Origin of the sequence: Cupriavidus sp. 2TAF22 (assembly GCF_052115045.1) — a bacterium.
Lineage (GTDB): Bacteria > Pseudomonadota > Gammaproteobacteria > Burkholderiales > Burkholderiaceae > Cupriavidus.
On record NZ_JBFRFX010000004.1, the window covers coordinates 36,703 to 60,295 of the forward strand.

General features: G+C 67.7%; 22 protein-coding genes and 1 tRNA gene. 14 read left to right on the forward strand and 9 right to left on the reverse strand.

Features of this window, described 5'->3' with window-relative positions:
* Positions 1–88: 88 nt before the first annotated feature.
* Positions 89–163: transfer RNA gene (locus AB4Z48_RS06575), tRNA-Arg, on the reverse strand.
* Between the two features lie 992 nt (positions 164–1,155).
* Here AB4Z48_RS06575 and AB4Z48_RS06580 point away from each other — a divergent pair.
* Positions 1,156–3,114, forward strand: a complete 1,959-nt coding sequence (locus AB4Z48_RS06580; protein WP_441613088.1) for a DEAD/DEAH box helicase — start codon at positions 1,156–1,158, stop codon at positions 3,112–3,114.
* Positions 3,115–3,226: 112 nt separating this feature from the next.
* Here AB4Z48_RS06580 and AB4Z48_RS06585 read toward each other — a convergent pair whose 3' ends face one another.
* Both AB4Z48_RS06585 and egtD read right to left on the reverse strand, forming a co-directional pair.
* Positions 3,227–4,486, reverse strand: coding sequence for an SUMF1/EgtB/PvdO family nonheme iron enzyme (locus tag AB4Z48_RS06585; RefSeq protein ID WP_441613089.1), 1,260 nt, complete (start codon positions 4,484–4,486; stop codon positions 3,227–3,229).
* Between the two features lie 161 nt (positions 4,487–4,647).
* Entirely contained in the window at positions 4,648–5,736 is a 1,089-nt protein-coding gene (egtD, locus tag AB4Z48_RS06590) for an L-histidine N(alpha)-methyltransferase (RefSeq protein WP_441613090.1), read from the reverse strand.
* Between the two features lie 539 nt (positions 5,737–6,275).
* Here egtD and AB4Z48_RS06595 point away from each other — a divergent pair.
* The 3 genes from AB4Z48_RS06595 to AB4Z48_RS06605 all read left to right on the forward strand — a co-directional run bounded on the left by AB4Z48_RS06595 (position 6,276) and on the right by AB4Z48_RS06605 (position 8,489).
* Positions 6,276–6,974, forward strand: coding sequence for a TerC family protein (locus tag AB4Z48_RS06595; RefSeq protein WP_441613091.1), 699 nt, complete (start codon positions 6,276–6,278; stop codon positions 6,972–6,974).
* A 223-nt stretch (positions 6,975–7,197) separates the two neighbouring features.
* Entirely contained in the window at positions 7,198–7,992 is a 795-nt protein-coding gene (locus AB4Z48_RS06600) for a thymidylate synthase (RefSeq protein ID WP_441613092.1), read from the forward strand.
* Positions 7,989–8,489 (forward strand): dihydrofolate reductase, encoded by a 501-nt coding sequence (locus AB4Z48_RS06605; protein WP_441613093.1) that lies wholly within the window; start codon positions 7,989–7,991, stop codon positions 8,487–8,489. The genes AB4Z48_RS06600 and AB4Z48_RS06605 overlap by 4 nt, the downstream gene beginning before the upstream one ends.
* A gap of 73 nt (positions 8,490–8,562) precedes the next feature.
* Here the strand turns inward: AB4Z48_RS06605 and pmbA are convergent, their stop codons facing one another.
* Positions 8,563–9,930 carry a metalloprotease PmbA gene (gene pmbA, locus AB4Z48_RS06610; protein WP_441613094.1) on the reverse strand — a complete coding sequence of 456 codons (1,368 nt, stop codon included), beginning with the start codon at positions 9,928–9,930 and terminating at the stop codon, positions 8,563–8,565.
* A gap of 57 nt (positions 9,931–9,987) precedes the next feature.
* Between pmbA and yjgA the strand changes: the two genes are divergently transcribed.
* Together yjgA and mog are read left to right on the forward strand one after the other, a co-directional pair.
* Positions 9,988–10,608, forward strand: coding sequence for a ribosome biogenesis factor YjgA (yjgA, locus tag AB4Z48_RS06615; protein WP_441613095.1), 621 nt, complete (start codon positions 9,988–9,990; stop codon positions 10,606–10,608).
* Between the two features lie 19 nt (positions 10,609–10,627).
* A complete protein-coding gene (mog, locus tag AB4Z48_RS06620; RefSeq protein ID WP_441613096.1) occupies positions 10,628–11,281 on the forward strand; it encodes a molybdopterin adenylyltransferase in 654 nt (217 codons plus the stop codon).
* A gap of 11 nt (positions 11,282–11,292) precedes the next feature.
* On the opposite strand, the gene AB4Z48_RS06625 is transcribed toward mog, so the two are convergent.
* Both AB4Z48_RS06625 and orn read right to left on the reverse strand, forming a co-directional pair.
* Complete coding sequence (locus AB4Z48_RS06625; RefSeq protein WP_441613097.1) at positions 11,293–12,174, reverse strand: AEC family transporter; 882 nt, start codon at positions 12,172–12,174, stop codon at positions 11,293–11,295.
* A gap of 68 nt (positions 12,175–12,242) precedes the next feature.
* On the reverse strand, positions 12,243–12,887 hold the full coding sequence (orn, locus tag AB4Z48_RS06630) for an oligoribonuclease (RefSeq protein ID WP_441613098.1): 645 nt from the start codon (positions 12,885–12,887) through the stop codon (positions 12,243–12,245).
* A 159-nt stretch (positions 12,888–13,046) separates the two neighbouring features.
* On the opposite strand from orn, the gene AB4Z48_RS06635 reads away from it, so the two are divergent.
* The 3 genes from AB4Z48_RS06635 to AB4Z48_RS06645 are packed head-to-tail and all read left to right on the forward strand — an operon-like array spanning position 13,047 to position 15,627.
* On the forward strand, positions 13,047–14,294 hold the full coding sequence (locus AB4Z48_RS06635) for a M48 family metallopeptidase (RefSeq protein WP_441613099.1): 1,248 nt from the start codon (positions 13,047–13,049) through the stop codon (positions 14,292–14,294).
* Positions 14,291–15,283, forward strand: a complete 993-nt coding sequence (gene rsgA, locus AB4Z48_RS06640; protein WP_441613100.1) for a ribosome small subunit-dependent GTPase A — start codon at positions 14,291–14,293, stop codon at positions 15,281–15,283. Before AB4Z48_RS06635 ends, rsgA begins: the two co-directional genes overlap by 4 nt.
* Before the next feature lie 35 nt (positions 15,284–15,318).
* Entirely contained in the window at positions 15,319–15,627 is a 309-nt protein-coding gene (locus AB4Z48_RS06645) for a putative signal transducing protein (protein WP_441613102.1), read from the forward strand.
* A 16-nt stretch (positions 15,628–15,643) separates the two neighbouring features.
* Here AB4Z48_RS06645 and AB4Z48_RS06650 read toward each other — a convergent pair whose 3' ends face one another.
* Positions 15,644–16,636 carry a CobD/CbiB family protein gene (locus AB4Z48_RS06650; RefSeq protein ID WP_441613103.1) on the reverse strand — a complete coding sequence of 331 codons (993 nt, stop codon included), beginning with the start codon at positions 16,634–16,636 and terminating at the stop codon, positions 15,644–15,646.
* 167 nt (positions 16,637–16,803) lie between these two features.
* Positions 16,804–17,502, reverse strand: coding sequence for a pirin family protein (locus AB4Z48_RS06655; protein ID WP_441613104.1), 699 nt, complete (start codon positions 17,500–17,502; stop codon positions 16,804–16,806).
* A gap of 140 nt (positions 17,503–17,642) precedes the next feature.
* Here AB4Z48_RS06655 and AB4Z48_RS06660 point away from each other — a divergent pair, with 140 nt between their 5' ends.
* Positions 17,643–18,566 (forward strand): LysR family transcriptional regulator, encoded by a 924-nt coding sequence (locus AB4Z48_RS06660; protein WP_441613105.1) that lies wholly within the window; start codon positions 17,643–17,645, stop codon positions 18,564–18,566.
* A 39-nt stretch (positions 18,567–18,605) separates the two neighbouring features.
* The gene (gene gluQRS / locus AB4Z48_RS06665; RefSeq protein ID WP_441613106.1) at positions 18,606–19,514 is read left to right on the forward strand and encodes a tRNA glutamyl-Q(34) synthetase GluQRS; all 909 of its coding nucleotides are present in this window, start codon (positions 18,606–18,608) and stop codon (positions 19,512–19,514) included.
* 64 nt (positions 19,515–19,578) lie between these two features.
* On the opposite strand, the gene AB4Z48_RS06670 is transcribed toward gluQRS, so the two are convergent.
* Positions 19,579–21,081: a DEAD/DEAH box helicase gene (locus AB4Z48_RS06670; RefSeq protein WP_441613107.1), complete on the reverse strand. Its 1,503-nt coding sequence runs from the start codon at positions 21,079–21,081 to the stop codon at positions 19,579–19,581.
* A gap of 494 nt (positions 21,082–21,575) precedes the next feature.
* Between AB4Z48_RS06670 and AB4Z48_RS06675 the strand changes: the two genes are divergently transcribed.
* The 3 genes from AB4Z48_RS06675 to AB4Z48_RS06685 all read left to right on the forward strand — a co-directional run bounded on the left by AB4Z48_RS06675 (position 21,576) and on the right by AB4Z48_RS06685 (position 23,579).
* A complete protein-coding gene (locus tag AB4Z48_RS06675) occupies positions 21,576–22,070 on the forward strand; it encodes a hypothetical protein (protein ID WP_441613108.1) in 495 nt (164 codons plus the stop codon).
* Positions 22,071–22,133: 63 nt separating this feature from the next.
* Positions 22,134–22,856, forward strand: a complete 723-nt coding sequence (locus tag AB4Z48_RS06680; RefSeq protein WP_441613109.1) for a PspA/IM30 family protein — start codon at positions 22,134–22,136, stop codon at positions 22,854–22,856.
* A gap of 63 nt (positions 22,857–22,919) precedes the next feature.
* The gene (locus AB4Z48_RS06685) at positions 22,920–23,579 is read left to right on the forward strand and encodes a YqiJ family protein (protein WP_441613110.1); all 660 of its coding nucleotides are present in this window, start codon (positions 22,920–22,922) and stop codon (positions 23,577–23,579) included.
* Positions 23,580–23,593: the final 14 nt, after the last annotated feature.

Genomic DNA, 23,593 nt, shown 5'->3' on the forward strand with positions numbered 1-23,593 from the left:
AGACAGAGACGGACACTAGACGGAGACGGACACTACATAGCCTGAAACGGGGCATCGTCCGACGAACCGCGAAGAACCAGCGTTGCACTGGTCCCGCCGACAGGAATCGAACCTGTATCTAGCGCTTAGGAGGCGCTCGTTCTATCCATTGAACTACGGCGAGCGGATAGACCCCGCGGATGTGTGGCGCGCCTCGATGGCACGGATCCGGGAGCAGGCCCGGAGTATATCAAAAACCGCACGGCGCAAACGCTGGCCGCGGCAATGAAAGCGGCAGGCGTGACGCAACGGGAGTGAGGCGGGCGGATGGGCCTCGGGATTGAAGACACCTGACATGAAAAAGCCCGCCAGTCTGCTGGCGGGCCGGTTGCGGACGGTCCGGACCTTCCTGGTCACATCGGCGTTATCCCGGCAAACAGTCGTGCAAGCAGGATTCCCATGATTCCGCCCATGACGCGGACGTCCCTCCGGACCACCCGGAGAGCCGAAGGAATACTGGCAGTGACGCCGACTGCCGCGATACCAGCGGCGAGCAGCACTTAAATCAAAGCGCCAAGGAAGGTCAGCGGTATGCTTGGTCCGCTACCTTGCCGGGCGTAGGTGAGCCCGACGGATTCAGTATAGGCAGACGACCGGCGGATGCAACTCCCGCGGCGGCAAGGCCCTTGACCGGCAAAGCGGACAAAGGGCCACGCAGCAGAGACTCGCCAGCGCACATAGAGAATTCTTATCGCAGCGCAACAAATTACTTTTGTTTCTGCTACAATACGCGCCGTGAGTTCGCACTGTGAGTTGTGCAACACGCCAGCCGCGACCTGCGGCAGGCGATACCGCCCCCGCTCTCAAGCTCTGCTCCCCGGTCCCGCCGGCTGGCCCGTCCTGATGGCCAAGTGGTGATACCCGACAGAACGCATTTCTCACCGACGTCGCCTCGTCTCCGATCCTGTTGAACAGCTTGTATCGAGCTGTTTGCCTGCCAGGGAATACGCACCCGGCCTTGTGCCGATGCCGCCCTGCCTGCCGCCGTACTGCCAGCGTGTCTGTCGTAACGGCCTCACCGATTGGCGCCGAAGCCTTTTTTAAGACTTTGCACTGCGCCCGCCCCTGCACACTCGATTGGCATGGGGTGCCATGCATTTAAATAAAAGTTACGACATGACCCAGCACGACATCCGTGCGGAGCAGGATTTTGCCTCCGCCGCTGACGCATCGACCGAAGCCGCCATCATCGCCACGCCCGCAGCCCAGGAACCGAGCCCGCTCGAGAAGATCGACGCCATGCTCAACCCGGCCGCCGAGCCTGCCGCCGCCGCTCCGGTTGCTGCCGACAACGGCTTTGCCAAGCTCGGCCTGGACGAAGCCATCCTGCGCGCCCTCGCCGAACTGAACTACACCACGCCCACGCCGGTGCAGGCGCAGGCAATCCCCGCCTTCCTGGCCGGCCGCGATCTGCTGGTTTCCAGCCAGACCGGCTCGGGCAAGACTGGCGCGTTCATGCTGCCGGCCATCCAGCGCATCAGCGAAAAGGCTGCGCCGAACCGCCCGCGCTTTGACGAGCCGGCCAAGCGCATGAAGGGCAAGCGCCCCCGCCCCGCACCGGCGCAGCCGGCGCTGCTGGTGCTGACGCCGACGCGTGAACTGGCCCTGCAGGTGACCGAAGCCGCCGCAAAGTACGGCCGCCACCTGCGCCGCATCGTGTGCGCCAGCATCCTGGGCGGCATGCCCTACCCGAAGCAGCTGGCCATGCTGTCGAAGATGCCCGACATCCTGGTGGCAACGCCGGGCCGCCTGCTCGACCACATCGAAGCCGGCCGCATCGACCTGTCGGCGCTGGACATGCTGGTGTTCGACGAAGCCGACCGCATGCTGGACATGGGCTTTGCCGATGACATCGACGCCATCGTCGCCGCCACCCCGGCCACCCGCCAGACGCTGATGTTCTCGGCCACGCTGGACGGCCGCATCGCCCAGCTCGCCTCGCGCCAGCTGCGCGACCCGCAACGCATCGAGATCGCCGCTGCCCGCGCCGACCAGAGCAATATCGAACAGCGCCTGCACTTCACCGACGACATGTCGCACAAGGAAAAGCTGCTCGACCACCTGCTGCGCGATGTCAGCCTCAAGCAAGCGATCGTCTTCACCGCCACCAAGCGCGATGCCGACTCGCTGGCCGAGCGCCTGTCGGACACCGGCTTCGCGGCCGGCGCACTGCACGGCGACATGACCCAGGGCGCGCGCAACCGCACCCTGACCTCGCTGCGCCGTGGCAACCTGCGCATCCTGGTGGCCACCGACGTGGCCGCGCGCGGCATCGACGTGCCCGACATCACCCACGTGGTGAACTTCGACCTGCCCAAGCAGGCCGAGGACTACGTGCACCGTATCGGCCGTACCGGCCGCGCGGGCCGCTCGGGCGTCGCCATCAACCTTGTGAACCATGGCGACATGTTCCAGTGGAAGCGCATCGAGCGCTTCACCAACAACCGCATCGACGCTTCGGTGATCGAAGGCCTGGAACCGCGCCGCTCGCCCAAGCCGCGCACCGGCTTCGGCGGCAAGCCGGGTGGTGACCGCGGCGGCTACCGTGGCAACAGCAACGGCGGCGGCTACCGCGGCGGCGAAAACCGCAGCTTCGGCGACCGCAAGTTCGGTGGCGGCGAAAGCCGCAGCTACGGCAACCGCGACGGCGCACCGCGCCCGGCCGGCGACCGCCCGTTCGGCGACCGCGACGGCAACCGTGGCTTCGGTGACCGCGGCGGCTTCGGCTACCGCGGCCAGAGCGCCAACACCGGTGCCGGCGGCAACGCCGGCAATGGCGGCCAGCGCAGCTTCGGCAACGAAGGCGGCTACCGCGGCGGCGACAACCGTGGCTTCGGCAACCGTGACGGCGCAGCACCGCGCAGCTTCGGCGACAACAACCGCAGCTTCGGCGGCGGCGCACCGGCCGGCAACGGCGGTGGCTACCGTGGCGGCGAAGGCCGCAGCAGCTACGGCAACCGTGACGGCGCTCCGCGCAGCTTCGGCGACGGTAACCGCGACGGCAACCGTGGCGGCTTCGGCGGCCAGCGCAATGGCAACGGCAACGGCGGCGGCCGCTCGCGTTTCGAGCGCTGATCGGAGACAGGGCTGGCCGCCACGGCGCACAGCCCCTTCCGGCAAAAGAAGAAGGCACCCTCGGGTGCCTTTTTCTTTTGCCGCCTGCATGGCAGTGCGCGCCGGGCGCCCCCTAGAGCGGACAACTGCGAAAGCCGACGAAGGCGAAATCGTCCTCGGGCAACAGCGCCAGCCGCGCGCGCGGGTGATGCTGCCGTGCCGGGCTGGCAAACGACGCACCCCGCACCGCCTGGTGGGTGGCGAAACAGTCGGCGAAATCCGCATCGCCCGGGCCTGCTTCAAACCCCGCGTAGGGCTCGTACGGCGTTGCCGTCCACTCGCGCACCATGCCCCAGCGCAGGCCCCCGCGATTCTGCACGGCGGCCAGTTCCCACTCTGACTCCATCGGCAGGCGCCGGCCGGCCCAGACGCACCAGGCCTGCGCCTCGAACAGGCTCACATGGCGCACGGCTTCGTCCGGATTCAGCGTGCGCAGGCTGCCGAAGCGCTGCGCCATCCAGGCCCTGGAGTCCGGGTGGCGCGCCCAATAGCGTGGCGCCGAGCGCTCCTGCATCATCAGCCACCGGCGGCCCGCCGGCGTCCACCAGTGGGCGCGCTCGTAGCCGCCGTCCTCGACGAACTCGAGGAACTGCGCGTTGCTGACCGGCGCGGCATCCATCTCGAAGGCGGGAACATAGGTGGGCTGCGGCGGCAGTTCATCGGGCAGCGCGAAGCCGTCCTGATCGGCCCAGCCCTGTACGAAGCGACCGCCGGGAAACTGCAGCGTGCCGCCATGCGGCACCGACAGCGAAGGCAACGCCACCGCGGGCTCCACCGGCGCCACGCCGAGCGCCTGCAGCAACGCCGCAATGGCCTCGCCCTGGCGGTCTTCGTGGAACAGGGCGCGGCGCCAGGCGTAGAGCGTGGCGTCGCTATCGTCGGGCAGCGTCGCCAGGCGGCGCAAGGTGGCGTCGAGCACGTCGGCGGCATAGCGCTTGACCACTGCCACATCGGGCAAGGCGACCTCCCAGCGCGCGTCGGGATCGATGCGCTCGGGATCGAACCATGCATCGGCGCCGGCCAGCAGCGACGGCGCCCCGGCCACCTGGAGCGGCACGCCGTCGTGCTCACGCACGCGTACCTCGCGCAGGCACCACCACTCGGCATGCCAGGCGATATGCCCCAGCATCCACAATGGCGGCTCGGCGAAATCCTGGCGCTGCACATCCCAGCCCCGGCGGGTCTGGCCAAAGGCGGCGAGCCATGCCAGGGTCCGGTTGCGGGTCTCCACCAGCGCCTGCGCCAGGCCTTCTCGTGGCAAGCGCCGAGGGTCGGTCCAGACCGTCTTGCCGCCGTTGAAGTGAAGATCGGGAAGCATGGAAAAGCCGCTCATCGAAAAAACCTGCCGGTGAATGGGATCGCCCACGGTTGCATGGCCGCGCGCCGGAAGTACGGCGCGCATGCTTGGCGCGCCGCCCCCGTCGCGGGAACGCAGGCATTATGACACCCCTGCCGCCGGGGCTCCGGCGGCCCGCGGCGCCGGGCGTGGAACGCTCACGCCCGCGCGTGGAACACCGCGAACCACCCACGCGGGTCGGTCCACCATACGGGATCGTCGAATCCGGCTGCCCCGAGCAAGGCGGCAAAGTCGCGCGGGCGGTATTTATACGAGTCTTCGGTATGGATCGTCTCGCCCGCGCTGAACGCCCGGCTGCCTTCCGCCCAGCGCACGGTGACATCGCGCTCGGCACGCAGGTGCATCTGGATGCGCGAGCCCTGGCGGTCGAAGCTGGCGGCGTGGCGCCAGTCCTCGAGGGCGAAGTCACTGCCGACGATGCGGTTCAGGTTGCGCAGCACGTTGCGGTTGAAGGCGGCGGTCACCCCCAGCGGATCGTCGTAGGCCGCGACCAGCGCCTGCTCTTCCTTGAGCAGGTCCACGCCGATCAGCACGCCGTCGCCGCGGCCCGCGGCCGCACGCAGTCGCTGCAGCAAGGCCTGCGCCTGGTCTGGCGCGAAATTGCCGATGCTCGAGCCCGGGTAGAAGAACAGCCGGCGCCCGTGCCTGACCTCGGGCGGCAGGTCGAGCGGCGCGCACAGGTCGGCGCCAAGGCCGAGCATGGGAATCTGCGGATGCTGCTGCTGCAGGCAGAACAGGGTGGCGCGCAGGAATTCCACCGAGATGTCGAGCGCCACGTATTGCGCAGGCTGCAGGCTGCCGAACAGCCGCGCGGCCTTCTGGCAGTTGCCCGCACCGAGGTCGATCAGCACGCAGCTGCTGCCGGCGCGCGCGGCCATGGCGGGTGCAAAGGTGGAGAAGACGGCGGCCTCGGTACGCGTCGGGTAATACTCGGGCAGGTCGGTGATGGCCTCGAACAGGCGCGAGCCGAGCACGTCGTAGAAGAACTTGGGGCTGATGCTGGCGGCCTCGGCCAGCAGGCCTCGCGTGATTTCTCCGCGCAACGCGCCGTTGTCTTCGTGATACTGCTGGATGAAGTCCAGCCGCGGCACCGGATTGGGCAGCGCGATCCCGTTGGCGGCGACAGCACCGGCCTGGCTGCCGTTGGGTTTCAAGGATGCGCCGGAAGTGCGCTTGGCTTGGGGATGTTCGTGTCGTGGCTGCAGCGGGGTCGGGACGGCCGGCATGACGTTTCCTTGATGGTCGATGGGCGATGCATAAAACCCCCAGGGGCCCGCACGTCACGGCATGCGCGGGGCCGGCATGGCGCGCGCCTCCGGTGACGTCTGGAGCGCATCGGCCGATGCCGGTCTTCTAGGATAGATCGCAAAAACGGGCCCGCGGCGGAAAAACGCCTGAAGCGCTGGCTACGCCCCTGAATATGTACGCCATAAACCACATTTTTCATCGCACGGAAAGCGCGGCTTCGTTTATAATCCGCCTCAGCGTATTCATCGCGGGCTTGCCCGGATGGAACGTCCCTCAAAGGGGAGTAGCTCCGGGGCCCAGCCCTTAGCACAATCGTCATTCCGAGTCCTCAGGGCCTCCGGTTGTGCTGACCGCCAACAAGACAGCAATGTACAAACGGCGGTCGAGCAAGACCTTTGCAACCTGGTTTCATGGTTTGCAAAGGCGCCCCCAAGCTCCCGAACTTCATGTCTCCAGGCAAACACTGTGCGCAAGTGCAGCTTTTGGCTTCCGGCTATTCGTTTTTCGAGGAGATTTCATGGAATGGTTCACCGATCTGTTCACGATGCAGTTCCTGACGGCGCTGCTTTCCATCGTCGTCATTGACCTGGTGCTCGCGGGCGACAACGCCATCGTGATCGCRCTGGCCGCACGCAACCTGCCGCCCCAGTTGCAGAAGAAAGCCATTATCTGGGGTACGGTCGGCGCGGTGGTGGTGCGCTCGGCAATGACCATTGGCGTGGTCTGGCTGCTCAAGATCCCCGGCCTGCTGCTGATCGGTGGCCTGGCCCTGGTGTGGATCGCCTACAAGCTGCTCTCCGACGACGGCAACGGCGACGAACACGGCGCTGGCGCGACCACGCTGGTGGGCGCCATGAAGACCATCATCATCGCCGACGCGGTGATGGGCGTGGACAATGTCCTGGCGGTGGCCGGCGCTGCGCACGGCAGCTTCCTGCTGGTGGTGCTGGGCCTGCTGATCAGCATCCCGATCGTTGTGTGGGGCTCGAGCCTGGTCCTCAAGCTGATGGGCCGCTTCCCCTCGATCATCTACATTGGCGCCGGCGTGCTGGCCTTCACCGCGGTGAAGATGATCGTCAGCGAGCCGCTGGTGAAGGCGTTCTTCGACAGCAACGCCATGCTCTACTACGGCCTGTTCGTGCTGATCGTGGGCGGCGTGCTCGGCGCCGGCTACCTGAAGCAGAAGCGCCGCACTCCGGCGGCGGCCAGCCAGTAAGGCCGGCACAGGAAGCAGGCAGCGCCCGCCGGGGCGCTGCGCCCGGCAGACGGGCCGCCGCGAGGCGGCCCGTTTTTGCTTGGCGCCGCACCGGCGGCGACAGGAAGTCCCCCGGCCGCGTTTGCGATAAAATCGCACATCCTTCGGCAAGCCGCCCATCGTTCGGCAGCTTGCACTTCATGCCCACACCGCTGTCGCGTCACTTTCCCCAACACCCGCGCCGATGAAACAGTACCTCGACTTCATGCGCCATGTGCAAGAGCATGGCACCGAAAAAGCCGACCGCACCGGCACCGGCACGCGCTCCGTGTTCGGCTATCAGATGCGCTTCGACCTGCGCCAGGGCTTCCCGGTGGTGACCACCAAGAAGCTGCACCTGAAGTCGATCATCCACGAACTGCTGTGGTTCCTGCAGGGCTCGACCAACATCAAGTACCTGAAGGAGAACGGGGTCAGCATCTGGGACGAATGGGCTGACGAGAACGGCGAACTGGGCCCGGTCTACGGCTCGCAGTGGCGCGCCTGGCCGACGCCCGACGGCCGGCACATCGACCAGATCAGCGAGCTGATGGCGCAGATCCGCAGCAATCCGGATTCGCRCCGCCTGATCGTGTCGGCCTGGAACGTGGGCGAGATCCCGCAGATGAAGCTGCCGCCCTGCCACGCCTTCTTCCAGTTCTACGTGGCGGACGGGCGCCTGTCCTGCCAGCTGTACCAGCGYTCSGCSGAYAYCTTCCTGGGCGTCCCGTTCAACATCGCCTCCTACGCACTGCTCACGCACATGATTGCGCAGCAGACCGGCCTGGACGTGGGCGATTTCATCTGGACCGGCGGCGACTGCCACATCTACAGCAATCACGCCGAGCAGGTGGCGACGCAGCTGTCGCGCGAGCCGCGCCCGTTGCCGCGGCTTGTCATCAAGCGCCAGCCGCAGAGCATCTTCGACTACCGCTACGAGGATTTCGAGCTTGACGGCTACGAACCTCACCCGGCCATCAAGGCACCGGTGGCCGTATGACATTGCTGACCCTGATCGTGGCCAAGGCCCGCAACAATGTGATCGGCCGCGACAACGCGCTGCCGTGGCGCCTGCCCGAGGATCTCGCGCACTTCAAGCGCACCACCATGGGCGCCCCCATCCTGATGGGCCGCAAGACCTGGGAATCCATCGGCAGGCCGCTGCCGGGCCGCCGCAATATCGTGGTGAGCCGCAACCCCGACCTGCGCATCGAAGGATGCGAGGTGGCGAACTCGCTCGAAGAAGCGCAGCGGCTGTGCGCGGGCACGGCGCAGATCTTCCTGATCGGCGGCGCGCAGTTGTACGCCGAGGCCCTGCCCAGCGCCGACCGCCTGGTGGTGACGGAGATCGATGCGGATATCGAAGGCGACGCGGTTTTCCCGCCGATCGACCCGCGCCAGTGGCTGGCCACCGCACGCGAATCGCATCACTCCGAGGCCAATGGCTTCGACTACGCCTTCGTGACCTACGAGCGCCCGCCCTCCGGCGAGGAATAAACCGGGCCTGGAAGCAAGAACCGCGCGGCGGCCCTGGCAACAGGCCGCTGCGCGGTCGTTTGCAGCGCCCGCCTCAGTTGCCGGCGATGGTCATCTGCTCGATCAGGATCGAGCCGGTTTCCTTCGTGCCGCGCACCAGCGTATCGGCGCCGATGGCGACGATCTGGCGGAACATCCCGGCCATGCTGCCGGCAATGGTGATCTCTTCCACCGGATAGCGGATCTCGCCGTTCTCCACCCAATAGCCCGAGGCACCGCGCGAATAGTCGCCGGTGACGTAGTTCACGCCCTGCCCCATCAGCTCCGTGACCAGCAGGCCGGTGCCGAGCTTGCGCAGCATGCCGGCGAAATCGTCGTCGGGCGTGGTCAGCTTGCTGGACAGCGTCAGGTTATGCGAGCCGCCGGCATTGCCGGTGGTCTTCATGCCCAGCTTGCGCGCCGAATAGGTGGAAAGGAAGTAGCCCTCCACCACGCCGCCGCGGACCACGTCGCGCGCATGGGTCCTCACGCCTTCCTCGTCGAACGGCGCGCTGCCCATGGCGCCCGGCAGGTGCGGCTGCTCGTGGATATGGATGTGCGGGGCGAACACGGCCTTGCCCAGCGTGTCGTAGAGGAACGTCGACTTGCGGTACAGCGCGCCGCCCGACACCGCCTGCACGAAGGCGCCCAGCAGGCCTGCCGCCAGCGGCGCCTCGAACAGTACCGGGCAACGGCGCGTGGAAAGCTTGCGCGAACCCAGGCGTGCCAGCGAGCGCTCGGCGGCATAGCGGCCGATATCCTCGGGCGCGGCCAGCGCGCCGGGAGCCCGCTTGGACGAGTACCAGTCGTCGCGCTGCATGCCGCTGCCGGTGCCGGCGATCGGCGCGCAGGAGATGAAGTGGCGCGAGTACGGGTAGCCGCCCGTGAAGCCGCGCGAGGTGGCCAGCACGAACTGCGAATGCTGGGCCGACACGCTGGCGCCATCGCTGTTGCGGATGCGCGGCGAGACGGCGAAGGCGGCGGCCTCGGCGCGGCACGCCAGCTCGATGGCCTGCGCGGCGTCGATGTTCCACGGATGGAACAGGTCGAGATCACGCGGGTTGTGTTCGAGCAGTTCTTCCTCCGCCAGGCCGGCGCAATCGTCCTCGGCCGTGAAGCGGGCGATGTTGTAGGCGGCCTCGGCCGTGGCGCGCAGCGCCGCCGGCGAGAAATCCGAGGTGCTGGCATTGCCGCGCCGCTTGCCGATCATCACCGTGACGCCCACCACCTTGTCGCGGTTCTGCTCGATAGTCTCCACCTCGCCCTTGCGTACCGAGACCGACAAGCCGCTGCCTTCGGAGATCTCGGTGGCCGCGTCGGTGGCGCCCAGTTCGCGTGCCACCCGCAGCACATCGGCGGCCATCTCGCTGAGCTGAGCCTGGGTATAGGTGAAATGGGCGGTCTGGTCTGCGGATTGATCCATTGTGGGCGCGGTCATCAAAAGTCCAAACAAGAATCATAGCAAGATAAAATGCCACCCATGACGCGAAACTCCCGCACCTCCCCCCGGAACGCCTCCGGCTTCCCCGGCCAGTTCGCCCCCGAACCGGACGAAGACGACCTGCCCAAGAGCAAGTCACAGAAAAAACGCGATATGCTCGCCCTGCAAGACCTGGGCGTGGAACTCGAAGCGCTGCCCAAGGATCGCCTGGCGCGCGTACCCATGCCCGAAGCGCTGGCCGACGCCATCCGCGATGCGCGCCGCATCACCAACCACGAAGGCAAGCGCCGCCAGATGCAGTTCGTGGGCAAGGTCATGCGCAGGCTGGACGACGCCGAGGTCGATGCCATCCAGCGCGTGCTGGAAGCCTTCAAGGGCGCCAGCAAGTCCGAGACGGCCAAGCTGCACCTGGTCGAGCGCTGGCGCGAACTGCTGCTGGCCGATGACGCCGCGCTGACGAAGTTCCTGGCCGAACACCCCGATACCGATGTGCAGGCGCTGCGCAACATCATCCGCAATGCCCGCAAGGAACGCGAACTGAGCAAGCCGCCGCGCTATTTCCGCGAGTTGTTCCAGGCGGTCAAGAGTGCGCTGGACGGCACCCAGGCAGCCGCCGGCGAAGCCGAGCCACTGCCGGACGGCGAAGCCAGCGACGAATGACCGCAAACCCGGAGCCAAGATGACGCAGACCACCACCCCCGCGACGACCCATCCCGTGGCCCGCAAGCATCCGGACGAACTGGTGGTCGGCTTCGTCTCGATCTCCGACCGCGCCTCGGCCGGCACCTACCAGGACGAAGGCATCCCGGCGCTGCGGGACTGGTTCGGCCGCGCCCTGACCTCGCCCTGGCAGGCCGTCGAACGGCTGGTGCCCGACGAGCAGGCGCTGATCTCGCGCACGCTGATCGAACTGGTCGACGTGGCCGGCTGCGACCTGGTGCTGACCACCGGCGGCACCGGTCCGGCGCGCCGCGATGTCACGCCGGAAGCCACGCTGGCTGTCGGCACCAAGGAAATGCCCGGCTTTGGCGAACAGATGCGCCAGATCAGCCTGCATTTCGTGCCGACCGCGATCCTGTCGCGCCAGGTGGCGGTGATCCGCGAGACCGCCAGCCGCGCCGCGCTGATCATCAACCTGCCGGGGCAACCGCGCGCCATCCGCGAAACGCTCGAAGGCCTGCGCTCTGACGATGGCAAGACCATCGTGCAGGGCATCTTTGCCGCCGTGCCCTATTGCGTGGACCTGATCGGCGGACCGTACATCGAATCCGACGAGGCGGTGGCCAGGATATGGCGGCCCAAGCAGGCCATCCGCGCCAGGCCCGCGGCCTGAGCGGCCAGGCTTCAGCGCAGCCCGAGGTAGAGCCCCAGCGGCACGAACACCACCGCGCCGACATTGCCCAGCAGCACGATCGAAGCCACCTGGTCGGGCTCCTGGCGGAAGTGGTCGGCCACCAGGAAGTTGAGCACCGCGGGCGGCAGCGACGCGAACACGAACAGCAGCCCGCGCTGGAGCTGGGTGAGCGGCACCACCTGCGCCAGCAGCAAGGCACACGCAATGCCTGTCAGCGGGCATACCGCGGCGCCGATCGCGCCCATGGTCCAGTTGCGCAGGTTCACGTCCTTCATGCGCACCCCGAGCGCGAACAGCATCAGGGGCACGGTAGCGTCGCCCAGCAGCTTGACCGATTGCAGCACCGGCTCGGGCAACGCGAACCACGGCCGCGCCAGCGACAACCCCACCCCCGCCACGGTCGCCAGCACCATCGGGTTGCGCGCGATCTGCGCCACCCGCGCATGGCGGTTGACGATCTTCATGCCGATGGTGAAGTGCATCAGGTTGGAGGCGGCGAACAGCGCCACCGCCGGCGCCAGCCCGACCTGCCCGAAGGCGAATACCGACAGCGGCAGGCCCATGTTGCCGCAGTTGTTGAACATCATCGGCGGCACGAAGGTGCGCGGGTCAGCCCGCAGCAGGCGCGCACCGAGCCATGCGAGCACACCGGAACCCAGCACCACGGCCACCGCGCAGCCAAGCAGCTCGAACTGGTCGGCCAGCACGAAATCCTTGCTGACGAAGGCCGAGACCACCAGCAACGGCGCGATCACGTCCAGCGTGGCGCGGTTGATGCCCGCCATGTCGGGATGCGCGCGCCGCCCGTACAGCCAGCCCACCAGGATGATCAGGATGACCGGGGTGATGATCGAGACGATGCGCGCGAACATGAAAGGTGGCTGCGGTAATTAACAAGGCGCCCCGCGAGGCGCCTCGTGAGTGGCGTGGAATGCTCGTATCAGGCCGCCGGGGCGGACGGCGCCACGGGCGCATCGGCGGCCACAGCCGCGGCGGGCGCCGGATGGCGGATGAAATGCGTGCGGTAGTAGCGCAGCTCTTCCACCGATTCCAGGATGTCGGCCAGGGCCGTGTGCAGCTGGCGCTTGACGAAGCCCTTGTGGATGGCCGGCTCCCAGCGCTTGCACAGCTCCTTCAGGGTAGACACATCGAGGTTGCGGTAGTGGAAGAACGCCTCCAGCTTGGGCATGTAGCGCGCCATGAAGCGGCGGTCCTGGCAGATCGAGTTGCCGCACATGGGCGACTTGCCAGCCGGCACCCAGCGCTTGACGAAGGCCAGCAGCTCGGTCTCGGCCTGGGCTTCGCTCAGGGTCGATGCCTTGACCTTGTCGATCAGGCCGGAGCGGCCATGGGTGCCCTTGTTCCAGTTGTCCATGCCGTCGAGCACGGCGTCTTCCTGGTGGATCACCAGCACCGGGCCTTCGGCCAGGATATTGAGTTCCGAATCGGTCACCACGATCGCGATCTCGATGATGCGGTCCTGGTCCGGCATCAGGCCGGTCATCTCCATGTCGAGCCAGATCAGGTTGTTTTCGCTCTTGACGGATTTGGCGCCGGCGCCGGCGTGCGTGTTTTGGCTGGTCATCTGGACTGCAATCGAAGGAGAAGCAAGAAGGGGCGCACCCGGGCCCGGACGATGAACACGGGGCGCCAGGCGCGAACAACTTATAATTCTCGCATATCCGCCGCCGCGGCCGGCCTTCGGCCCTGCACGGCAACGGTTCACACGACAAGGCCCCGCCCGATGTTCACGTTTCTGTTCCTCGCCGCCCTGATGCTGATGGTGCTGACCAAGCTCTGGCTGGCAGCCCGCCAGGTGCGCCATGTGGCGCAACACCGTCACGCGGTGCCCGGCCGCTTTGCCGACACCATCACGCTGGCTTCGCACCAGAAGGCAGCCGACTACACCATCGCGCGCACCCGCTTGTCGATGCTGGAAGTGCTGGCCGGCGCCGCGCTGCTGATCGTCCTGACCATGCTGGGCGGGCTGCAGTGGATCAACCAGTTCTGGCTGGACACCTTCGGCCCGGGCTATGCCTACAGCGTCGCGCTGATCGCCAGCGTGGCCGTGGTCGGCGGCCTGGTCGACCTGCCCTTCTCGGTCTATGGGCAGTTTGTCATCGAACAGCGCTTCGGCTTCAACCGCATGAGCTGGCAGCTTTACCTCGTCGACCTGGTCAAGATGACCGCGGTCGGCTGCGCGCTCGGCCTGCCCCTGCTGCTGGCCGTGCTCTGGCTGATGGAGCATATGGGCCAATACTGGTGGGCCTGGACCTGGCTCACCTGGATCGCATTCACCGTGTTCGTGCAGATGATCGCGCCGTCGGTGATCATGCCGCTGTTCAACCGCTTCGAGCCGCTGGCCAATGCCTCGCTGGAGGCGCGCATCACGCGCCTGCTGCAAAAGTGCGGCTTCCGCAGCCGCGGCCTGTTCGTGATGGACGGCAGCAAGCGCAGCGCGCACGGCAACGCCTACTTCACCGGCTTCGGCGCCGCCAAGCGCATCGTCTTCTTCGATACGCTGATGGAGCGCCTGGCGGACGACGAGATCGAAGCGGTGCTGGCGCACGAGCTCGGCCATTTCAAGCGCCGTCATATCCTCAAGGGCATGGTGGTCAGCTTCGCGCTGAGCCTGGCCTTCCTGGCCGCGCTGGGCTGGCTGGCCAGCCGCACCTGGTTCTACACGGGCCTGGGCGTGCTGCCCAACCTCGGCACCAGCAACCATGCGCTGGCGCTGGTGCTGTTCTTCCTGACGTTGCCGGTGTTTACGTTCCTGCTCGGGCCGCTGGCCAGCCAGACCTCGCGCCGCCACGAATTCGAAGCGGATGCCTTTGCCGCGGGACAGACCGACGCCGGCCACCTGATCTCGGCGCTGGTCAAGCTGTACAAGGACAACGCCTCGACCCTGACCCCCGATCCGCTCTACAGCGCCTTCTACTACTCGCATCCGCCCGCGGCACAGCGGATCGACCGCCTGCTGGCGCACGCATGAGCCGCGCCGCCAGAGGGGGCCAGCAGCGCGCCGCAAGCGCTGCCAAGGGCAATGGTGCAGCCACGGAAGAAGCGCTGGTCGTCGCCGCGCACGGCCGCCACTATGTGATCGAACTGGGCGACGGCAGCCGCCTGCACGCCTTTCCGCGCGGCAAGCGCAGCGAGTGCGCCGTGGGCGACCGCGTCAATATCGAGTACGCCTCCGCGGACCAGTGCGTCATCACCAGCGTCAAGCCGCGCAAGAACCTGCTGCACCGCTCGGACCAGTTCAAGTCCAAGCTGCTGGCCGCCAATATCGACCAGGTGGTGATCGTGCTGGCGACCGAGCCGGGTTTCTCGGAAGACCTGCTCGGGCGCGCGCTGGTATCGGCCGAAGCGCTGGAAATCCGGCCGCTGATCGTGCTCAACAAGGTCGACCTGACCGCGCGCCTCGACGAAGCCCGCAGCCGGCTCGCGCCCTACCAGGCGCTGGGCTACGAGATCCTCTACATGTCCGTGCACGGTGCGCCGGAAGACGCGCTGGCGCAGTTGCGCCCGCGCCTGGCGCAGCGCGCCAGCATCCTGATCGGCCAGTCCGGCATGGGCAAGTCCTCGATGCTGAACCTGCTGATCCCGGGCGTCGAAGCGCAGACGCGGGAGATCTCGGCCAAGCTGGATTCGGGCAAGCACACCACCACGTTCACGCGGCTCTACCACCTGCCGGCAAGCGTGGATAGCGATGCCGACCATGGCGAGCGCCAGCGCGGCTGCCTGATCGACTCGCCCGGCTTCCAGGAATTCGGCCTGCATCATCTCAGCGAGGGCATGCTCGAGCGCGCCTTCCCCGAGTTCCGGGCGCGCCTGACCGAGTGCCGTTTCTACAACTGCCACCACATCAACGAGCCCGGCTGCGGCGTGCTGGCGGCCATCGAGGCAGGCGAGATCTCGGAACGCCGCCATCAGCTCTACACGCAGCTGCTGCACGAATCCCGCCAGCAAAAGCCGTGGTAAGGTGATCGGGCGCCCACCCGGCGCGCCCGATCCTCATGAAACTACTGCTCTCCACCCCTTCGCTCGTGCATGCGGCGCATTGCCAGAACCTGCTGGAAGCCGCCGGCATCCGCGCTGACCTGCGCAATACCTGGCTGGTCGGCGCGATGGGCGACATTCCGTTCCGCGAAAGCGCGCCCCAGGTCTGGCTGATCGACGACGAGATGGAAGCCCAGGCATGGGCGGTCTTGCGCGCGGCCGCCAACCCGCCCTCCGGGCCAGGCTGGCAGTGCTTGTCCTGCGGGGAATGGCACGAGGCGCAGTTCGGCTCGTGCTGGCAATGCGGGGCGCCGCGCCAGGGCTAGCCTGGCGCCTGGCGCTTCAGCCCACCCACAGCGCCAGCGACAGCATCGCCAGCAGCAGCATCCACAGCACCACGGCTCGCCACACCAGGCCGATGGCCGATTGCAGCGTGCGCACGCCGGGTTCCGCGCCGAACTCGGGCGCGACCGGCTCGGGCTCGCTGTCGCCCTCCATGCCCGGCGCATAGTCCACCGCCGGGCCGGCCACGATGGTGCGCAGCACCACGGCGGAGTCGGCCTCCGCCAGCGGCACGCCGAGGCGTACGCCGAGCGCGCCGCCGCCGCTGGCCAGCAAGATGCCGTTGACCGCGTCGTTCCACTTGCGCGCATGGTTGCGCCACGCGTAGACCGCGTCTTCGAAGTTACCGACGATGGCAAAGCCCACCGCGGTCAGCCGCGAGGGAATCCAGTCCAGCAGATAGAAGGCACGCGCGGCAAAGCGACCGAGCGCGGGACTGCGCTCAGTGGAAGGCAGGTTCCAGTGGCGCGCCAGGTATTCGGTGATCCGGTACAGCACTACCCCGCCCGGGCCGATCGGCACCAGGAACCAGAAGAACACGCCGAACACATGGCGGTGGACCGCCACGATGGCGGCCTCGAGCGTGTGGCGCACGATCTCGGTGACCGGCATTTCCACGGTATCGAGCCCGGTCCACTGGTGCAGCAGCGCGCGGGCGCGCGGCAGGTCGTCGCGGTTGAGGGCTTCGTGGATGTCGGTGAAGAAGTGGCTGAACTGCCGGAATCCGAGCGTCAGGTAGAGCAGCAGGACATTCCAGGCGAGCGTGAGCGCCACGCTGATCGAAGCCAGCAGGTAGTGCACCACCATGGCCGTGAGCGTCAGCGGCAACACCACCGTGAACCAGGCCAGCGCGGCATCGCGCGGACGGCCTGTGTCGAACGCGTGTTCGGCCCGCTCGGCGAGCACGCGCACGATGTCGTAGATCGGATTGTTGCGGCCCAGGGCGCGGAACTGCTCGGCGATCAGCGCGAGGAGAACGGATACAAAAGTCATCTCTGGTCTGGGGGTCGATGGCCGGAGCGCGCCGGAAGCGGCAAGTGCCGGCCCGTGCGCTTATCTATAGCGAGAAGATAGCACACGCCAAACCCGCCAAGACAAAGCCCCGCAGACCGCCGGTGCGCCGGCGGGCTGCGGGGCTTGCCAGGACCGCCGCGGGCGCCTCAGGGCAGGTCGAAGACCAGCACTTCCGCGTTGTCTCCACCGGACAGGGCCACGGCGTCCACGCCTTCGATCTTCGCGGCGTCGCCGGCTTCGAGCGCCTTGCCGTTGATATTGACGCGGCCGCGCGCCACATGCACGTAGGCGCGCCGTTGCGGGGCGAGCGCGAGCGTGGCGGACTCGTCACCGTCGAACAACCCGGCGTACAGGCGCAGGTCCTGGTGGATCACCACCGAGCCTTCGGCGCCGTCGCGGCTGCCCACCAGGCGCAGGCGTCCGCGCTTGTCGGCGGCTTCGAAACGCCGCTCCTCGTAGCCGGGCTCGAGATTCGCCGCCTCCGGCAGGATCCAGATCTGCAGGAAGTGCGTGGTGTCGTGCGCCGCGTGGTTGTACTCCGAATGGCGCACGCCGGTGCCGGCGCTCATGCGCTGCACATCGCCCGGACGGATCACGCTGCCGTTGCCCATGCTGTCCTTGTGGGCCAGTTCGCCCTCCAGCACATAGCTGATGATCTCCATGTCGCGGTGACCGTGCGTGCCGAAACCCATGCCTGGCGCGACGCGGTCTTCGTTGATCACACGCAGCGGCCCGTACTGGACGTGGCCGGCATCGTAGTAGTCCGCGAAGGAAAAGCTGTGGTAAGACTTGAGCCAGCCATGATCAGCGTATCCGCGTTCACCCGCCTTTCTGATTTCAATCATTTTGACGGCCCTCCTTCAGGCCACATCGGCACAGAGACTGAGTCCTGGCCTTGCGCTACGTTTCGATACTAGGCAGTTTATGGGCGCAGGAGTATATTAAGCGGGACGATCTTCGTAGCAATCATTCAGAATTTCTGAACATGGCCCTCTCTCTCGAATCCCTGGAAGTCCTCGATGCCATCGAGCGCAAAGGCAGCTTTGCCGCAGCCGCCCACGAGATGGGCAAAGTGCCGTCGGCGCTGACCTATGTGGTGCGCAAGCTGGAAGAAGACCTCGACGTGCTGCTGTTCGACCGCCGCCGCCACCGCGCCGAGCTCACGCCCGCCGGACGCGCCCTGCTCGACGAAGGCCGCCACCTGCTGCACGCCGCCGACGACCTGGCGCGCCGCGTCAAGCGGCTGGCCACCGGCTGGGAAGCCACGCTGACCATCGTGGTGGACGACCTCATCAATTTCCGCGCGCTGCTGCCGGTGATCCAGGATTTCTATGCCGAGAACACCGCCACCCGGCTGCGCTTCGCCAAGGAAGTGCTGGGTGGCGCCTGGGACGCGCTGGTCAGCAACCGCGCCGACCTGGTGATCGGCGGCGCCTACGACGCGCCGAGCACGCAGGGCTTCCAGGTAAGGCCGATGGGCACCATGCCCTTCGTCTTCGCGGTGGCCGCGCATCACCCGCTGGCCACCGAGCCCGGCCCGCTCACCACCATCCAGATTGCCAAGCACCGCATCGTGGCCGTCGGCGACACCTCGCGCAACCTGCCTGCCCGCACCCACGGCGTGCTGGCCGGGCAGGACGTGCTGGTGGTGCCCACCATGCGCGACAAGCTCGAGGCGCAGATCCGCGGCCTGGGCTGCGGCTGGCTGCCGGCGCCGATGGCGCAGCCTTTCATCGAGAGCGGCGTGTTGCAGGCGCGCGAGACGCTCGAGGTGCGCGCGCCCGGCAATTTCAAGGTGGCCTGGCGCACCAGCACGCGCGGCAAGGCGCTGCAATGGTGGGCCAGCAAGCTCGAAGACCCGCGCCTGGTGCAGGCATTGCTGCAACAGCAGCCGGGGCAGCCCGACTGACACCGGCTGCGGTATCGATGATGTTCCGATGAAGTCCAGATGACGTCCCACGCCCCGGCCCCCGGTTATTGCGGCCGCTTTGCCCCCTCGCCCACCGGCCCGCTGCACATGGGCTCGCTGGTCACCGCGCTGGCCAGCTGGCTCGATGCGCGCGCGCACCGCGGCCGCTGGCTGGTGCGCGTCGAAGACATCGACTATCCGCGCTGCGTGCGCGGCGCAGACCAGCAGATCCTGCATACGCTGGAACGCCTCGGCCTGCATCCGGACGCGCCGCCGCAGTGGCAAAGCCGCCACGAGGCGTCATATGCCGATGCACTGCGCCGGCTCGATGCCGGCCACCAGACCTACCCCTGCGGCTGCTCGCGCAAGGAAATCGCCGACTCGCTGCTGCATGCGCGCGAGCGCCACCAGACGCTCGGCTATCCGGGTACCTGCCGCGACGGCCTGCACGGCAAGCTGCCGCGCGCCTGGCGCGTGCGGGTGCCGGATGGCGACGCGGCGCTGATCTGCTTCGACGACCGCTGGCAAGGCCGGCAATGCCAGAACCTCGCGACCGAGGTCGGCGATTTCGTGCTGCGCCGTGCCGACGGCCTGTGGGCCTACCAGCTCGCGGTGGTGGTGGATGACGGGCAGCAAGGCATCACGCATATCGTGCGCGGCGCCGACCTGCTCGATTCCACGCCGCGGCAGATTCACCTGCAGCACCTGCTCGGCCTGCCTACGCCGTCATACCTGCACGTGCCGGTGGTCACCAACGAGATCGGGGAGAAACTCAGCAAGCAGAGCGGCGCGGAATCGGTCGATGCACTGGAGCCGCTGGCGGCATTGCGCGCGGCGGGCGCCCACCTCGGCCTGGCGAGCGGAGCGGATTCGATGCAGGGCTGGCTGGCGGAGGCTACCGCCGGGTGGGAAGCGCTGCTCGAACGGCAGCGCAGGGGACAACGCTAGCTTTCCCGGCGCCCGCGCGCGCGGGCATCGCCGGATGCGGCGCGCCAGGCGCGCCGTCGACAGGTCAGGACTTCCTGGGCACGCCACCCAGCAGCGCCGCCAGCGGGCGCTTGGGCGCGGGCCGGCCGCGACCGAACGCGGCGGCGTGGTCGGCGGCTTCCGGCTGCACGGACGCGGCACCGCCGCTGGGCTCGTAGGGACGCGAGAAGAAAGGATCGTCGGAAGGACGGAAGGCATTGCGCGAGCTGACGGGATCGTGCCTGCGCGGACGCGGCTCTTCTTCCGTGCCGGGGCGGCTGCGGCGCACATCGGTGCGGGCGCGGCGGCGCTCGCTTTCTTCGGCGCGCGCATTGGCGCCGGTGGGGTCGAACCCTTCCAGCGCGCTGCGCGGGATGCTGCGCTTGAGCAGCTTCTCGATATCCACCAGCAGGCGCTCGTCGCTCGGCACGTAGATCGACAGCGCATCGCCGGTGGCGCCGGCGCGGCCGGTACGGCCGATGCGGTGCACGTAGTCCTCGGCGCTGAACGGCAGGTCGAAGTTGATCACGCAGGGCATGTCGGGAATGTCCAGGCCGCGCGCCGCCACGTCGGTGGCGACCAGCGCGTCGATCGCGCCCTGCTTGAAGCCGTCGAGCGTCTGCATGCGCTCGGTCTGGGTCTTGTCGCCATGGATGGCGGCCGCGTTGATGCCTTCGCGCTCGAGATGGCGGGCCAGGCGCGAGCAGCCGATCTTGCTGTTGACGAAGACGATGCACTGGCGCGACAGCCCTTCGCCGGCGCGCTTCTTCAGCAGGTGCACGACGGCGGCCTGCTTGTGGCCGTCCTCGACCTGGAACACGGCCTGGCGCACGTTCTCGTTGGCCGAGTTGCTGCGCGCGACTTCGATGGTGACCGGCTGGCGCAGGTAGCTCGAGGCGAGACGCTTGATCTCGGTGGAGAACGTGGCGGAGAACAGCAGCGTCTGGCGCTGTGCCGGCAGCAGGTTGATGATGCGCTGCAGGTCGGGCAGGAAGCCCATGTCGAGCATGCGGTCGGCCTCGTCCAGCACCAGCATCTGCACCTGCGACAGGTTCACCGATTTCTGCTGCACGTGGTCAAGCAGCCGGCCCGGGGTGGCCACCAGGATCTCGACGCCGCGGCGCAGGGCTTCGGTCTGCGGGTTCATGTCGACGCCGCCGAACACCACCGTGCTGCGCAGGTCGGTGTGCTGGGCGTAGCGGGCCACGTTGTCGTAGACCTGGTCGGCGAGTTCGCGCGTGGGCGTCAGCATCAGTGCGCGCACCGGATGGCGGGCGGGCGATGCGCTGGCGCTGGCCATCGGCAGCAGGCGCTGGATGATGGGCAGCGCAAAACCGGCGGTCTTGCCGGTACCGGTCTGGGCCGCGCCCATGACGTCCTTGCCCAGCAGCACCACGGGGATCGCCTGCGCCTGGATCGGCGTGGGCTTGGTATAGCCTTGCTCGGTCAGCGCGCGCAGGATGCGCGCGTCGAGTCCAAAGCTGTCGAAGGTGATCTCGGGGGTGGTCTGGCCGGTGGTCGCGGCGGTCTCGGTGGTCGTAGTCGTCATGGTTTCCGTGTCTTGCAGGAGGCGAACCCGGCGCCAGCGGACACGCGTCTTGAACCGAGCGGGGAAGATCTGCGCGTGGATTTCGGGGCGCGGCCGGGCAGCGTGACTGCCGCCGCTTGCCGTGCACTGCCAGTGCCTTTCGCGGGGAATTCCGCCGCGAGATCAATAGCTCATGTAAATCAAAGACTTAGATTGTAGCATCAGAGCCGCTCCGATGGGTAGTACGGGTGTGGCGCCCAAGGCAGTTTAAGCGCGACTGATTTCAGGCTGATGTCAGGCGGGCCTGGCCGTGCGGGTGCACACGGCAGTACCGCAAACGCCCCACGCGCGCCGCGCCAGGCCGGCTCCCCGCCCTTCGCTCCGTTTCTTCGCCCCGTTTCCTCGCCTCGTCCGCCATTGTTTGCCATTGTTTGCCATTTTTAAATTTCAAACGTATACAAATGCTTACGCGTGTCCTATGCTGGGTTCAGCGCATCACTTCCAGGCCGCCCCCAATGCAAACCGTCTCCGTCCGCATTCCCGAAGAAGACCTCGCCTGGCTGGGAAACCTCCGGTTGCCCGGCACCAGCAGCCCCAGCGACAAGATCCGCGCGCTGCTGGCCGATGCGCGCCGGCGTGCCGAGGGATCGTCGGACTACATCGGCTGCCTGTCGCTGCTGCGCGACCAGGTGCGCCCGCTGCTCGACGCTGCGCAAGCCCTGGAACTGGATCACCAACTGCATTCGGAAATCGTCCCGACGCTGGCCATGCAACTGCCCGAACTGATGGCCAGCCTGATCGCCGGCGTGCCGGCCGGCGACCAGGCGCCCGCGCAGGCGCGCGAACTGGAAGCCCGCCTGACCGCGCGCGCCATGCGCATGCTGCTCGGCATGCTGCGCCTGGCCGTGACCCAGCGCACGCCGGCCTACGATCCGGCCGTACTGGACGCCTATATCCCGGAAGTGTTAGAACTGGCAACATTGATCAGGAGCGCGCGCCCGGCCGGCTAGAACCAGTCCGCCTCGACGCTCGCCGCGGCGAGGCGCCCAATCGATGCACCGAGGAACCACACCATGACGACAGAAGGCCTGGGTAACCGAGTGAAGCGACTGCTGACCGCCAATGTCCACGCGCTGGTCAGCTCGCTGGAAAGCCGCACGCCGCAAGCCGTGCTCGAGCAATACCTGCGCGAGTTCGACGAAGTCATCGCCCAGGCCCGCATCGGCCTCGGCCAGCACGAAGCGGCCAAGCACCAGGCCGCCAAGGCCATCGCGCGCGTCAACAACGAGATCGAGAAGCTCGACGAGCAGGTCAGCGTCGCGCTCGACCGCGGCGACGAAGCGGCCGCACGCGCAGGCACCTCGCGCCAGATCGACCTCGAAGACCAGCTCGGCACGCTCAACGCCGGCCTGCAGGAAGCCGTGGAAAAATCGGCAGCGACGGAATCCGACCTGCTCGGCCTGCGCGCCAAGCGCGCCGAGATGGAGCAGGCCCTGGCCGCGATGGTGGCCGCACGCGTCGCGGCCGGCGTCACGGCTGGCGGCGCGGCCGCCAACGCCGGCAGCAGCGCCGCCGGCAACGCGGCCGTCCGCGCCGGGCAGCTCGAACAAGGCTTCAACCGCACCATGACCAGCGCCACCGGCATCGCCGGGCTGGGCACCGGCGGCTCGGACGCAGACCCCTCGCTGCTCAAGCGGCTCGAGACCTTGCACAAGGAACAGCGCATCAGCGAAAGACTGGAGCGCCTCAAGGCGGCGACGGCCGGGCAGGCGGGGCGCGGCGGCAACCCCGCCTGAGCCGCGCGGCAGCCGCCGCCGCGCCCGCCGCCCCTGACCGATTCATCACAACAAGAAGCCAAAATGAATCAGCTGTTATTGCCGGGCAATGCCCCGTTCGTAGTAGCGATTGGCCTGATGGTGGTGATTGGCTTGCTGGAGGCCCTGGCCGTATTGCTGGGCCTGGGCCTGTCCGAGCACGCCGATAATTTCCTCGTCACCCATTTCGCGCTCGACCACGCCGATGCCACCGGCTCGGATGCAGGGGTCATCGGCCAGTTCCTCGGCTGGCTGCATGTGGGGCGGGTGCCGCTGCTGATGCTGGTCGTGCTGTTCCTGACGGGGTTCGCCATCGCCGGCCTGATCCTGCAGTGGATGCTGGCGGCCCTGGCCGGCCACATGCTGCCGGTACCGGTGGCGGTGGCGCTGGCCACGCTCGGCGCGCTGCCCTTCGTCAGGAAAGCCGGCAGCGTGGTGGCGCGCTATTTCCCGCAGGACGAATCCTCCGCGGTGTCCGAACTGGATTTCGTCGGCCGCATCGCGCAGATCACGGCCGGCGAGGCCTCCGCCGGCACGCCCGCCGAGGCGCGCCTGGTCGACGAATACGGACAACCCCACTACATCCGCGTGGAGCCGGACGAGCCCGCGCAGCGCCTGCCACGCGGCGAGAGCGTGCTGGTGGTGGCGCGCGTCTCGGCCACCTTGTACCGTGTCATCGCCAACCCGCGGCCGGACCTGCTCTAGCGCCGCGCAGCCCT